Origin of the sequence: Streptomyces sp. BV286 (assembly GCF_019090165.1) — a bacterium.
Classification (GTDB): domain Bacteria; phylum Actinomycetota; class Actinomycetes; order Streptomycetales; family Streptomycetaceae; genus Streptomyces.
This window is the reverse complement of the sequence record NZ_JAHRIB010000093.1, coordinates 17,009-29,689: the sequence shown is the minus strand read 5'-3', so window position 1 is coordinate 29,689 and position 12,681 is coordinate 17,009. Positions and strand designations below refer to the sequence as shown.

Sequence of the window (12,681 nt, the reverse complement as noted above, 5' to 3'; positions counted from 1 at the left end):
GGGCATAGCCGTGCTCGGCATCGGCGCCGGAGCCCTGCTCAGCGGCGGTGGCGGAGGCGACGGCAAGGGCGACGAGAACACGACGGTGGCGGCGACCGCGCCCGCCACGGACGGCTCCGCCTCCGCGTCTGCCGGTCCGGCCGAGAAGCAGGCCGCGGCCCTGGACAAGCTCCTCGCGGACAGCGGCAACAGCCGCGACTCCGTGGTCAAGGCCGTCGACAGCGTCCGCAGGTGCACCAACCTCGGCCAGGCCGCCACCGACCTGCGCAACGCCGCCGAGCAGCGCAACGGCCTGGTCACGCGTCTCGCGGACCTCTCCGTCGACAAGCTCAAGAACCACACGCAGCTCACCGCCGCGCTCAACAGCGCCTGGAAGGCCTCCGCGTCGGCCGACACCCACTACGCGGCGTGGGCCGACCAGGTCGCGGGCAAGAAGGGCTGCCGCAAGGGTCAGGCCCGCTCCACGGCCCAGACCGCCGCGGGCAACCGCGAGAGCGGCACCGCGACCACCCAGAAGGCCAAGGCCGCCCAGCTGTGGAACTCCATCGCCCAGACGTACGGACTGACGGAGCGCCAGCCCGGCCAGCTCTGACCACCGGCCGGTTCTGACCACGGGCCGACTCTGGCCACCGGCCGGTTCTGACCACCGGCCGGTTCTGACCACCGGCCGGCTCTGGCCACAGGCCGGCCGTGATCAGGACGCTCCGGTCTTCTCCAGCACCTTCGACACGTTCACGAAGCCCTTGCGTTCCGTGACCAGCCGGCCTTCGCGCACCACCTGGAACGTCACGTCCGAGTTCACCAGCCGCGGGAAGCCGCTCGCCCCGATCAGGTCCTGGAAGCTCCAGCTCAGGGTCGGCGTCAGACCACCCGTGTCGATCTTCAGCCCCTCGTCGAGCGTGCGCCGCAGCGTCCGTGAGGACACCTCGCCGTCGCCGAGCGACTCGACGGCCTTGCGCAGCGCCGTGTACGCGACCCACGTCGTCTGCACGCCGGGGTCGGCGACGTCGATCCGGTTGTCGCCGAAGGCCTCCTTCCGGATGACCTCGCGCATCGGCTTCCACCGCTTGTCGCTCGACGCCGGATACCAGCCGGTGACGTACGAGCCCTCGTACGTACGGCCCGTCGCGTCGATCATCGACTGGTCGACGCTGCCCAGCACCGAAGCGGTGTGCACCGTCGGATAGTCCTCGCGGGCCCGCCGGAACGAGTCCATGAAGGTGTTCGTGCGGTCGCCGAGCGCGGGCACCACACACCCCTCCTCCAGTGGATTCGCCGACACCCGCCGCAGGGCCCGCTGGGCGTGCCCCGCGTACTCGGAGGCGTCCTCGGCGGCCCGCTGGTCGACGGAGACCGGGTGGCCGCCCGAGGTCAGCCCGGAGTCGAGCAGCACGGGCAGCTCGTCGCCGGCGACGGTGTCGGGGCGTACGAGCGTGACCGGGCCGCAGGTCCTGGCGAGCTGCTGGCCGAGGCCGGCCAGCAGGGAGGGCTGGCCGCCGTTGACGGGGTAGGAGAGCGGGCTGGTGAACTCGTCGTCCGTGACGCCGTACCCACCCAGATACGGGATGCCGGCCGCCTCCAGCGGGGAGAAGAAGGAGCGGGCGTGCTGGCTGTAGGAGCCGACGACCGCGACGACGTTCTCCTCGACCGCGCGGCGGGCGCAGCTCGCGGCGGCCACCGTGTCGTTGTGGTCGTTGCAGGTGAGGACCTCGAGGCGGCGGCCGTTGATGCCGCCCTGAGCGTTGATCCAGCGCGCGTAGGCACGTGCCATGGCGGGCATTCCGGGCTTGTTGGTCGCCTTGGTCTTCTCCGGCGCCCACGTCATGACGGTGACGGTGTCGCCCCCGGAACCCCCCGTGGTTCCGGGGACGACACCGCACCCGACGGCTATCGACGCACACGCCGCCAGCGCGCCCGCGGACAGCACTCTGGCCTTCGCGGGACGTGGGCGGGCGGGGAGGAAGGTGCGGATGCGTCGCCGACCGGTCATGGACACGCACGATTCCGTCACACCGCGACGGCCGGTGTGACCCTTGGTCAACGCCCGGTGACAGGCAGGTGAACAGCGGGGTGCGGGGCGGGCCGTCCGGGCCGGAACGTACGATCGGTGACCGTGCAAGGTTCGGAGAACTCTTCCCGTCGCGGGCGTCGCTCATCCACCATGGGCGGCATGCCACTGAACGACATGCCGTGGTGGCGCTGGCGCAGCAATGTGCGCTCCGCGCTGCACATGCTTTCCGACACCGACTTCCAGCGGGGTATATGGCTCGCGGGGGCCGACGGGTACGGGGATGTGACCGACGCCGTCTACCGCCTCGTCGAGGACACCTGGCTGGACAACTGGTCCGCCGAGAAATACGTCGGGACGATCTTCCGGGACTCGCAGGAGGCGGCGCTCGTCGACTCCGCCGTGCTGCGGGTGCTGCGGATCATGCACCAGGTCGGTCCCGACGCCGCCGTCTCCGTCTATCTCGATCACCAGGGCTGGCCTGAGGCCGTGCGGGCCGCCCGGGACGCGCACGTGCGGATGGCCGTGAGCGACGGGGAGGACCCCGACGCCCCGCCGCGCACTCTTGAGGTGCTGCGGATCATGACGCGGTCGGCCTGAGGCCGTTCGGCGGGTGAGGTGCCGCGGGGTCGGGGTCGGGGGTGGGGGTCGGGGTTCGGGGCCGGCGCGGGGGCCGCGCGCCTGATGGGTGGCCGTCCGGCACGCGGGACGCGTGCTCGTCGGCGTTCTGGGATATGGGACCCTGGCGGGCATGAACGAGCAGTCCGCGCCCGAGCAGTACGTCCTCACGCTTTCCTGCCCCGACAAGCAGGGCATCGTGCACGCCGTGTCGAGTTACCTCTTCATGACCGGGTGCAACATCGAGGACAGTCAGCAGTTCGGTGACCACGACACGGGCCTGTTCTTCATGCGGGTCCACTTCTCGGCGGAGCCGCCGGTGACGGTGGACAAGCTGCGCGCGAGCTTCGCGGCGATCGGTGACTCCTTCCACATGGACTGGCAGATCAACCGAGCCGAGGACAAGATGCGGGTCGTGCTGATGGTCAGCCGGTTCGGGCACTGCCTGAACGATCTGCTGTTCCGGGCGCGCAGCGGGGCGTTGCCGGTCGAGATCGCGGCCGTGGTGTCCAATCACACGGACTTCGCTGAGCTCGTGGCTTCGCACCACGTGCCGTTCCACCACATTCCCGTCACCAAGGACAACAAGCCGCAGGCCGAGGCGCGGGTGCTGGAGCTGGTGCGGGAGCTGGACGTCGAACTGGTGGTGCTGGCGCGGTACATGCAGGTGCTCTCCGACGACCTCTGCAAGCAGCTGAGCGGCCGGATCATCAACATCCACCACTCGTTCCTGCCCAGCTTCAAGGGCGCGAAGCCGTACCACCAGGCGCACGCGCGTGGAGTGAAGCTGATCGGTGCCACCGCGCACTACGTGACGGCCGACCTCGACGAGGGGCCGATCATCGAGCAGGAGGTCGAGCGGGTGAAGCACCAGGTCACCCCCGAGCAGCTGGTTGCCGTGGGGCGTGACGTGGAGTGCCAGGCGCTGGCCCGGGCCGTGAAGTGGCACGCGGAGCGGCGGATCCTGCTCAACGGGCGGCGGACCGTCGTCTTCGACTGAGGTTGCGCGTCGGGTCGTTTGCTGTGCGGCGCCGTTTTGCGTGCGGCGCCGGTTGTTCGTGTGCGGTGGTGGCGGGGCCGTGCCGGTACGCCGGGTCCGCCGCTGCCGGGTGTACGGCCGCAGACCTGCACGGAGCCGTTTCCTGGAGGAGCCCTATGCGGCGGACCTTCGGCGTACCGGCACGGCCCCTCCCGCCGTCCTGCGGGTGCGGGTCGCGTATCGATCGGCTCGGGCGCTTCCGCCGTCCCGCGGGTGCGGGTTGTGCACCGGATCGTCCCCTCTCGCCGTCCTGCGGGTGCGGGTCGCGTATCGATCGGCTCGGGCGCTCCCGTTGTTCGGTGGTTGCGGGGCTGGGTGCGGGTTTCGGTCGTCGTTACATGCGGCTCAGTGACGCTGCCGCGAAGAGGACGTCGCTGATTGCCTTCCGGTCTCCTACCTGGCCCGCCGCCGCCTCCTGAGGGGAGACGTGGCCCGCTGCCAGCTGGCAGAACTCGACGCCGTCCAGGGCCACGTGGGCCACCTCGTGGTCGGGGGAGGCCGACGCGCCGGGTGAGTCGAGGGGGATGAACCACTCGCCGCCGCCCAGCCCTTCGATCTCCAGGCGCAGACAGCGGCCGGGGGTGCCGGCCGGGACCAGGTGACGGGTCGGGCCGGGGGTCGCGAGACCTGCCTGGCGGCGGGCGGCCAGGGCCATGGGGAGCATCCGGGCGCCCAGGTCGATCATCGCGTGCAGATTGCGGGGCGAGGGCGGCTCGTAGGGGTAGTCGACCGCGTCCGCGATGTCTCCCGCGTGGACCCAGGTCTCGAAGGCGCGGTCCAGCATCGAGTCCCGCAGGGGGAGTTCGAAGTCGCCGTACGGGACGGGCAGCCCGCCGGAGCCGCCCCGTCCGTCCTCGCCCGGGCGGGAGGCGCCCCCGGCCGTGAACGCCACCGTACGGACGAGGTTGTGGGCCTGCTCGCGCCACGGGCCGCGTACGGAACGGGTGGGCGGGAAGTGGGCGGCACGCCAGAACGCCTCGGTGCGGGCCGACGGCGTGGGCGGGTCCGCGGCGGTTTCCAGGGGGTCGTCCAGGCCCAGGGCGAGGGCGACGAGGCCGTCCACGGTCAGCAGGTGGGCGATCACCCCGGCGACGGTGGTGCGCCGGCTCGTCGGTTCGTCGCCCTCGAACCAGCGCAGCCGCACCGGGGCGTGCCACTCCGCGTCGCCGATGTCCTGGAGCAGGGCGTCGAGCCGGGCCGTCTCCGCGTCGTACGGAGTCGCCCAGGAGGGGACCGGAATCCGGGGTGGGCGGCGGCCCAGGCAGCCCTCCAGCACCCGGGTGCGCAGGGTCGGGTCCAGGTCGAGGCTCTCCGGCGGGTGCAGCAGGCCCACCGCCTCGCGCAGGCGCAGGGCCTCGTCCGCGCAGGCACCGCAGTCGCCCAGGTGGTCCTCGACGGCGGTCGTCTCCTCCGGGGAGCAGGCCGCCAGGGCCCAGGCGCCGAGCAGGGCCTTCAGGACCCGGTGTTCGAGGACGAGAGGCGTGGGGGAGTGGGCCGGCAGGGGCAGGCCCGTGTCCTCGACGGAGGCGCGTGGCATGGGTATGCGCGGCGGTTCGCCGGGGTCGCCGCCGCTCCCGCCCCGCGGGGTCGCGGGGCCTTGCGGGCCGCCGGGGGTGCGGTCCGGCCCCGGCGGTGTGTTGTCGTGGGGGCCCGCCCGGCCGTCGTCCTCCCGCGGGTCCGGCCGCTCGCCGAAGCCGTCCCGGTCGTACGCCCCGAAGGGGTCGGCGCTGTTCACCGGGCACCTCCGTGACCAGGGGGTGTCCCCGGAGGGCCGGTGTCGTGGGCCGTGGACAGCAGTTGGAGGCCCAGGCGCAGGCGTCGGCGGGCCTCGTCCTCGGTGACACCCAGGTCGGCGGCGGTCTGGCGGTAGTCGCGGCGCTGGAAGTAGGCGAGGTCCAGGGCGGCCCGCAGCGGCGTGGGCATGGACGTGACGATGTAGTCGGCGCGGGCGGCCACCGAGGCGCGGCGGACCTTGTGTTCCAGCTCCTCCGTGCTTCCGCCGAGGGCGAGTGCGGCCGTCTCGGTGGTGCGCAGGAGCTGTACGGCGAGGCGGTGGGTCAGCGTGGCGACCCAGGAACGCAGGGGGCCCTGCTTGGGGTCGTACGACTCGGGGTTCTCCCAGACGTGGGCGAAGACCTCGCGGGTGATGCCGTCGGCCGCGCGCTCGTCCCCGAGCACGCGATGGGCGAGACCGTGCACGAGCGAAGCGAAACGGTCGTAGAGCTCACCGAGCGCGGCGGCCTCCCCACGCGCGAGCCGCTGCTGCATCTTGCGGTCCCAGCGGGGCGGCGCGTCCTTCCTGGCCATGCGGCCCCCTCACCCCTTGCTCGTCCCCTGCGCCTGTCCCTGTGTCCGCCGGATTCTCCTCTCCGGCCTCCTCCCGAATGTAGTCGGCACCTCGGGCGACGCACGCCCCTTTGTGGCAATGCGCGCCCCTGGAGAGGGCATGGATGGTAGTGCCCTGATCACACTGTGCGCGCACGTCCTCACGCTGTGCGTACGTCTATCCGGACTTGTCCTGATCAGGCCCGATCGGTCGGGAGCGGTCCCGACCGAAACAGGCCTTCTGGAGGACGCTTCGGTTCGGCATTCCGTGTTTCATGGAGTGAGGGTGGGGCAGCCACGCTCCAGGGAAGCGAAGGAAGGCCCTCCGCTTCCGTCTCCGGGTCCGGCCGTGTCGGGCCGTCCGGGTCCGACATCGTCGAGCGAGGGACAGACGCGTGACGCTCAGGGTGACCGAAGGCGAGGAGCGCGGCTGGGCCGTGGTGCGGGTCTCGGGCGAGATGGATCTCGTGACATCACCGGTGCTGCGGCAACGGATGCACGAGGCGGTGGCCGACGGACGGCGGGACGTCGTCCTCGACCTGTCCGAGGTCCTGTTCTGCGACTCCAGCGGCGTCGGCGTCCTGATCGCCACCCGCCGCCTGATCCGCTCCTGCCAGGGACGCCTGCGGCTGATCCTGCCCGCGCAGGGCGCGGTGGACGGCTCCCACGTCAACCGGGTTCTCGGCGCCCTCGGTGTGCGCCGCCTCTTCGACGTGTACCCCGACGTCGATGCCGCCGTCGACGACGAGTCGAGCTCGCTGTCCGCGTGATTCCCGTCGCACAGGGGGAAGATCATCCTGTGACGCCGCGACGCCGTTGTCGCGGATTTCCCCCGGTCTTGGCACAAGCGTCGTTTTCCCGCTCCCCGAGGGGGCCGGGCGTCGTACGCTCCCTGCCAGACGCACCCACGTGATGTAAGGCGGCCCGAAAAGACATGGTCAGCACCGAGTACGAGCGAAAGATCGCCGCCCGGTTCGCCACCTTCGACCAGGACGGCAACGGCTATATCGACCGTGAGGACTTCAACGCGGCGACGAAGGCGCTGCTCGCCGAGTTCGGCACGACGGCCCGGTCCGACAAGGGCCAGGCCCTCTACATCGGCGCGGAGGCCTTCTGGCAGGGCATGGCCGGCATAGCGGACCGTGACGGCGACCAGCGGATCACCCGCGAGGAGTTCGTCGGCGGCGCGGTGAAGCGGCTGCGGGACAACCCCGAGCGGTTCGCCGAGATCGCCCGCCCCTTCCTGGACGCGGCGCTCGCCGTCGCGGACGGCGACGGGGACGGTGCCGTGACGGTCGACGAGACCGCGCGGATCCTCAAGGCGCTGGGTGTGCCCGAGGAGACGGCCGCCGACGCGGCCGGCGCGCTCGACGCCGACACCGACGGCCTCGTCGAGGAGCCGGAGATCGTGAGCGCCTTCGCCCGCTACTTCACGGTGCCCGAGTAGCGCTCCCTGAGCCGGTACTTGAGCACCTTGCGCAGGGTCTCGTTGCGCGGAAGGGCTTCCACCACCTCCAGTTGCTCCGGCAGCTTGTGCACGGACAGCCCTTCCGCGCGCAGATAGGACGACAGGTCCTCCAGGGTCGGCGCCGGGACTCCGGCGGGCTGTTCGACCACCGCGCACACCCGCTCCCCGCGCTCGGGGTCCGGCAGGCCGATCACCGCGACGTCACCGACGGCGGGGTGACGGTGCAGCAGGTCCTCGATCTCCTTGGCGGAGATGTTCTCGCCCTTGCGGATGATGACGTCCTTCAGGCGGCCCGTCAGGACGAGATGCCCGCTCCCGGTGAGATGCCCGAGGTCTCCGGTGATCAGGAACCCGTCGTCGTCGAAGGCCTCCGCGGTCTGCGCCGGGTCCAGGTAGCCCCGGCAGACGGCTTCCCCGCGCAGCCGGACCTCCCCCTCCACGATCCGGATCTCCATGCCCTCCGGGGGCCTCCCCTCGGTCGTCGCGAGGTTCTCCTCGGAGTCGTCCGGTGACCCCATGGTGATCATCGGGACCTCGGTCATGCCGTACCCGTGGGTCAGCCGCACCCCCATCTCGCGTACGACGGCGTGGTGGACCTCGGGAGGCTTGGGCGCCCCGCCGCCCGCCAGCAGCCGCAGTGTCGGTACGAGCCTGGTGTCCGGCTGTTTGCGCTGCTCGGCGAGGAACATCGAGTAGAACGCCGTGGAGCCGCCCGCCACCGTCACCCCGTGCTTGCGGAAGCCCTCCAGGGACTCCGGCAGCGCGAACTTCTCGAAGAGGACGGCCGGGAACCCGTACAACAGCAGCATCACCAGGTAGTCGGGGCCGCCGATGTGCGCGAAGGGGAACGCGATCGAACCGACGTCGTCGGCCCTCAGGTGCAGGGCGTGGGCGAGGCACGAGCCCCCGGCGATCAGCGAGCGGTCCGTGTGCAGCACGCCCTTGGGGTCGGACGTCGTCCCGGAGGTCCAGTAGATCCAGCGCACGTCGGTGCCGCTCGCCGGGGGCGGCGGCAGCACCGCCGGGTCACCCTCGGGCAGGGAGTCGTACGCCTCGAAGACGCCCCGTGCGCCGACGCGTTCCGCCATCGCGGTGTGGTCGAAGCCGCGCCACCGGCCCGGTACGGCGAAGTGGGCGGCCCCGGACTCCCGCACCGCGAAGGCGACCTCGCGGTCACGGTAGAAGGGGATCACCGGTGACTGGACGGCCCCGAGCCGGGCCAGGGCCATCGCGAGCACGACCGTCTCGATGCGCGTGGGCAACTGCCAGGCGACCACGCTTCCCGGGCGCACGCCCTTGTCGTGGAGGCCCGCCGCGGTCCGCTCCGCGCCGGAGCGCAGCTCCCCGAAGGTGAGGGTGCGGTCGTCCTGGAGGAGGACGGGGCGGTCGGGGGTGAGCGCGGCGCGGCGCTCGACGAGTTCCCAGAACGTGCGGGAGGTGCCCAGCGTGTGTGCGGTGTCCGTAGGCATGCCCGTACTCCTCATGGCTGACGGGTAGTCAGATTGGCTGGAGAGCGTAGGCCTCGGCGCCTTGTCGGTCCAGGGGTGCGGAGCTAGCCTGCCTTCTGACGGGTCATCAGATTTGCCGCGGAGAGGGCTGGACTCATGACCGAACTGCCTCGGATCATCAGCGTCGACGACCACGTGATCGAGCCCGCGCACCTCTTCGAGACCTGGCTGCCGAAGAAGTACCGGGACCGCGGCCCCAAGCCGCTGACGGCCGGCATCGGCGAGCTGGCCTACGTGGCCGGCAAGTACCGGATCACGATGGACCCGGACGGCCCGCCGACCGACTGGTGGATCTACGAGGACCTGAAGTTCCCGTACAAGCGCAACATCGCCGCCGTCGGCTTCGACCGGGACGAGATGACCCTGGAGGGCATCACCCGCGAGGAGATGCGGCCGGGCTGCTGGGACCCGGCCGAGCGGCTGAAGGACATGGACTCGAACCACGTCGAGGGCTCGCTCTGCTTCCCGACCTTCCCGCGGTTCTGCGGACAGACCTTCGCCGAGGCGCACGACAAGGAAGTGGCGCTCGCGTGTGTCCGCGCCTACAACGACTGGATGGTCGAGGAATGGTGCGGCGACAGCGGCGGCCGGCTCATCCCGCTGTGCATCATCCCGCTCTGGGACATCGACCTCGCGGTCGCCGAGATCAGGCACAACGCCGCCCGGGGCGTGCGGGCCGTCACCTTCTCCGAGATCCCCACCCACCTCGGGCTGCCGTCCATCCACTCCGGCTACTGGGACCCCTTCTTCGCCGTCTGCCAGGAGACCGGCACGGTCGTCAACATGCACATCGGGTCGTCCTCGCAGATGCCCGCCGCGTCCCCCGACGCCCCACCCGCCGTCCAGGCGTCCCTGAGCTTCAACAACGCCATGGCCTCGATGATGGACTTCCTGTTCAGCGGGGTCCTGGTGAAGTTCCCGCGGCTCAAACTGGCGTACTCCGAAGGGCAGATGGGCTGGATCCCGTACGCCCTGGAGCGCGCCGACGACGTGTGGGAGGAGCACCGGGCCTGGGGCGGCGTCAAGGACCTCGTCCCCGAGCCGCCCTCCACGTACTACTACCGGCAGATCTTCTGCTGCTTCTTCCGCGACAAGCACGGCGTCGCGTCACTGGACGTCGTGGGCCGGGACAACGCCACCTTCGAGACCGACTACCCGCACGTCGACTCGACCTTCCCGCACACCAAGGAGGTCGCCCTGGACCACGTGAAGGGCCTCGACGACGAGACGGTCTACAAGCTGATGCGCGGCAACGCCATCCGCATGCTCGGCCTCGACCTCGACCGCACCCGGTAATGGACCTCTCGTACACGGCCGAGGAGGAGGAGTTCCGTGCACGGCTGCGGCAGTGGCTGGCGAAGACGCTCCCCGGCCTGCCGCCGAAGCCCTCACCCGACGACTGGCCCGGCAGACGCGCCTACGACCTCGGCTGGCAGCGGACGCTGTACGACGCCGGGTACGCGGGACTCCACTGGCCCGCCGACGCCGGGGGACGGGGTGCCACGCCCACCCAGCACCTGATCTTCCTGGAAGAGACGGAGAAGGCGGGCGCGCCCTACGTCGGGGCCAACTTCGTCGGGCTGCTGCACGCAGGGCCCACCATCGCCGCCGAGGGAAGCGCCGAACAGCGGGCCCGCTGGCTGCCGCCCGTGCTGCGCGGCCAGGAGGTGTGGTGCCAGGGGTTCAGCGAGCCGGACGCCGGCTCCGACCTCGCGGCGCTGCGCACGCGCGCCCGCCGGGACGGCGACGACTACCTGGTCAACGGCTCCAAGATCTGGACCTCGCACGCCGAAGTCGCCGACTGGTGCGAGCTGTTGGTGCGCACCGATCCCGAGGCGCCCAAGCACCGCGGGATCTCGTGGCTCGCGATGCCGATGGACGCCCCGGGCATCACGGTCCGCCCGCTGCGGACCCTCGCGGGCTCCACCGAGTTCGCGGAGGTCTTCCTCGACGACGTGCGGGTGCCCGTCGCCAACCGCGTCGGCCGGGAGAACGACGGCTGGCGCGTGACCATGGTGACCCTGTCGTTCGAGCGCGGCACCGCCTTCGTCGGCGAGGTGGTCGCCTGCCGGCGCGTCCTGGACGAACTCGCCCGTGAGGCACGGAAGAACGGCCGCTGGGACGACACACCGCTGCGCCGCCGGCTCGGCAGGCTCAACGCCGAGTTCCGGGCGCTGTGGCGGCTCACCCAGTGGAACGTGAGCGAGTCGCAGCGGACCGGCGGCGTCCCCGGCGTCGGCGGCTCGGTCTTCAAACTGCGGTACTCGCAGGCGCGTCAGGAGCTGTACGACGCGGCGGCGGAGGTGCTCGGACCCGAGGCCCTCGATCTCGGCAGGGAGTGGACGACGGACCGGCTGTCGTCACTCTCGTACACCATCGCGGCCGGCACCTCGCAGATCCAGCGGAACATCGTGGCCGAACGGATTCTGGGTCTCCCGAAGGGACGGTGACCGGGTGGACTTCCAACTCACGGACGACCAGCGGGCCTTGCAGGCGGGCGTGCGCGAACTGCTCGGCCGGAGGTTCGGACGGGACCGGCTCCGGGCCGCCGTGGACCCTCCACGGGACGCGGGAGCCGGGAGCGGGGAGGGCGCCTGCGTCCTCGACCGCGCGCTGTGGCGCGAGTTGGGTGAGGCGGGCTTCTTCGCACTGCGGCTGCCCGAGGCGCGGGGAGGGGTCGGGCTGGGACTCCCCGAGGCGGTGCTGGCCTTCGAGGAGGCGGGCCGGGCACTGCTGCCCGGACCGCTGGTGGCCACCCACCTGGCGGCCGGCGAAGTACCGGGAGCGGCCACCGGGGAGTGCGTCGTCGCGGCCGTCGACGGCACGCTCGTCGAATGGCTGGACGCGGCGGACGTCGTACGCGGAGACGTGACGGGCGCGGTCGCCCTGCGCTCGGCCGACCCGCTGACACCGCTGCACCGGGTGCCCCGGGCCGCGCCCCCCGATCCGGTGGCCGCGCTGCTGACCGCCGCCGAGCAACTCGGCTCCGCCGCGCGCACCTGCGAGCTGGCCGTGCAACACGCCCGGACCCGTGAGCAGTTCGGGCAGCCGATCGGGGCCTTCCAGGCGGTGAAACACCTGTGCTCGGAGATGCTGGTGCGCGTGGAGGTGACGCGCGCGGCGGTCTACGCGGCGGCCGTGACGGGCGATCCGCTCGACATCGCGGCGGCCGGGCTGCTGGCGGACGAGGCCGCCGAGCGCGGCGCCCGCGACTGCCTCCAGGTGCACGGCGGCATGGGATTCACCTGGGAGTCCGACGTGCACCTTCACCTCAAACGGGCCTGGTCGCGGGCCCGTCGGGGGCAGGGGGCCGCAGCGGCCGAGGAAGCGCTCGCGGAGGAGCTGGCGACTGCCGCGGCGGGGCCCGGCGGATGAACTCCCGGAAGTGATTGCCGCCGATCGTGGCACACCGGAACGGGGCCGAAGGGGCGGATGGCGCGGAACGTGGCATACCGGAATTACCGAGCGTTGATATCGGGTTGTGTCCTATGCGTGACTCGTCACGGCCTGGAGTCGGCGCCCTGCTCCGGTACCTTGTGTGGGATGCGAGTGGTTCTGAGGCCGGGCCATCACGGTGTTGCCCCTGAGGCAGCCCCGGATCCGGCAATGCGCGCCACTCGCAAGGCAGGGAGCAGGACCGTTCCTGCCTGTTCGACTCCCCGTGGCGAGCGTCGCACAGTATGCCGCACGCGTACTCCTTCGCGCTGGAATATGC

General features: G+C 71.5%; 11 protein-coding genes and 1 pseudogene. 8 read left to right on the top strand and 4 right to left on the bottom strand.

What is annotated here, in order from left to right; genetic code table 11:
• Nucleotides 1-592, top strand: a pseudogene (locus KUF83_RS12675) (hypothetical protein); the annotation flags it as partial.
• A 102-nt stretch (nt 593-694) separates the two neighbouring features.
• Here KUF83_RS12675 and KUF83_RS12670 read toward each other — a convergent pair.
• Entirely contained in the window at nt 695-1,990 is a 1,296-nt protein-coding gene (locus KUF83_RS12670) for an ABC transporter substrate-binding protein (protein WP_217454751.1), read from the bottom strand.
• A gap of 117 nt (nt 1,991-2,107) precedes the next feature.
• On the opposite strand from KUF83_RS12670, the gene KUF83_RS12665 reads away from it, so the two are divergent.
• Complete coding sequence (locus tag KUF83_RS12665; protein ID WP_217454750.1) at nt 2,108-2,608, top strand: hypothetical protein; 501 nt, start codon at nt 2,108-2,110, stop codon at nt 2,606-2,608.
• 151 nt (nt 2,609-2,759) lie between these two features.
• On the top strand, nt 2,760-3,626 hold the full coding sequence (gene purU / locus KUF83_RS12660) for a formyltetrahydrofolate deformylase (protein WP_217454749.1): 867 nt from the start codon (nt 2,760-2,762) through the stop codon (nt 3,624-3,626).
• Nucleotides 3,627-3,999: 373 nt separating this feature from the next.
• Here purU and KUF83_RS12655 read toward each other — a convergent pair whose 3' ends face one another.
• Both KUF83_RS12655 and KUF83_RS12650 read right to left on the bottom strand, forming a co-directional pair.
• Nucleotides 4,000-5,400, bottom strand: coding sequence for a zf-HC2 domain-containing protein (locus KUF83_RS12655; protein WP_217454748.1), 1,401 nt, complete (start codon nt 5,398-5,400; stop codon nt 4,000-4,002).
• Nucleotides 5,397-5,972, bottom strand: coding sequence for a sigma-70 family RNA polymerase sigma factor (locus KUF83_RS12650; protein WP_217454747.1), 576 nt, complete (start codon nt 5,970-5,972; stop codon nt 5,397-5,399). The genes KUF83_RS12655 and KUF83_RS12650 overlap by 4 nt, the downstream gene beginning before the upstream one ends.
• Nucleotides 5,973-6,385: 413 nt before the next feature.
• On the opposite strand from KUF83_RS12650, the gene KUF83_RS12645 reads away from it, so the two are divergent.
• Both KUF83_RS12645 and KUF83_RS12640 read left to right on the top strand, forming a co-directional pair.
• Nucleotides 6,386-6,760 carry an STAS domain-containing protein gene (locus KUF83_RS12645; protein ID WP_217454746.1) on the top strand — a complete coding sequence of 125 codons (375 nt, stop codon included), beginning with the start codon at nt 6,386-6,388 and terminating at the stop codon, nt 6,758-6,760.
• A 164-nt stretch (nt 6,761-6,924) separates the two neighbouring features.
• Nucleotides 6,925-7,437 (top strand): EF-hand domain-containing protein, encoded by a 513-nt coding sequence (locus KUF83_RS12640; protein ID WP_217454745.1) that lies wholly within the window; start codon nt 6,925-6,927, stop codon nt 7,435-7,437.
• Here KUF83_RS12640 and KUF83_RS12635 read toward each other — a convergent pair.
• Complete coding sequence (locus KUF83_RS12635; RefSeq protein WP_217454744.1) at nt 7,416-8,927, bottom strand: class I adenylate-forming enzyme family protein; 1,512 nt, start codon at nt 8,925-8,927, stop codon at nt 7,416-7,418. The genes KUF83_RS12640 and KUF83_RS12635 overlap by 22 nt on opposite strands.
• A 135-nt stretch (nt 8,928-9,062) precedes the next feature.
• On the opposite strand from KUF83_RS12635, the gene KUF83_RS12630 reads away from it, so the two are divergent.
• Genes KUF83_RS12630 through KUF83_RS12620 form a run of 3 tightly spaced genes read left to right on the top strand, consistent with a single transcriptional unit; the run spans nt 9,063 to nt 12,341 of the window.
• Nucleotides 9,063-10,262 (top strand): amidohydrolase family protein, encoded by a 1,200-nt coding sequence (locus KUF83_RS12630; RefSeq protein ID WP_217454743.1) that lies wholly within the window; start codon nt 9,063-9,065, stop codon nt 10,260-10,262.
• Nucleotides 10,262-11,416 (top strand): acyl-CoA dehydrogenase, encoded by a 1,155-nt coding sequence (locus tag KUF83_RS12625; RefSeq protein ID WP_217454742.1) that lies wholly within the window; start codon nt 10,262-10,264, stop codon nt 11,414-11,416. The genes KUF83_RS12630 and KUF83_RS12625 overlap by 1 nt, the downstream gene beginning before the upstream one ends.
• A gap of 4 nt (nt 11,417-11,420) precedes the next feature.
• Nucleotides 11,421-12,341, top strand: coding sequence for an acyl-CoA dehydrogenase family protein (locus tag KUF83_RS12620; protein WP_217454741.1), 921 nt, complete (start codon nt 11,421-11,423; stop codon nt 12,339-12,341).
• Nucleotides 12,342-12,681: the final 340 nt, after the last annotated feature.

What these genes read in the sequence shown, in the direction of transcription:
- KUF83_RS12670 (WP_217454751.1), bottom strand. Translation starts at nt 1,990, where the DNA reads ATGACCGGTCGGCGACGCATCCGCACCTTCCTCCCCGCCCGCCCACGT.
- purU (WP_217454749.1), top strand. Translation starts at nt 2,760, where the DNA reads ATGAACGAGCAGTCCGCGCCCGAGCAGTACGTCCTCACGCTTTCCTGC.
- KUF83_RS12650 (WP_217454747.1), bottom strand. Translation starts at nt 5,972, where the DNA reads ATGGCCAGGAAGGACGCGCCGCCCCGCTGGGACCGCAAGATGCAGCAG.
- KUF83_RS12640 (WP_217454745.1), top strand. Translation starts at nt 6,925, where the DNA reads ATGGTCAGCACCGAGTACGAGCGAAAGATCGCCGCCCGGTTCGCCACC.
- KUF83_RS12635 (WP_217454744.1), bottom strand. Translation starts at nt 8,927, where the DNA reads ATGCCTACGGACACCGCACACACGCTGGGCACCTCCCGCACGTTCTGG.
- KUF83_RS12630 (WP_217454743.1), top strand. Translation starts at nt 9,063, where the DNA reads ATGACCGAACTGCCTCGGATCATCAGCGTCGACGACCACGTGATCGAG.
- KUF83_RS12625 (WP_217454742.1), top strand. Translation starts at nt 10,262, where the DNA reads ATGGACCTCTCGTACACGGCCGAGGAGGAGGAGTTCCGTGCACGGCTG.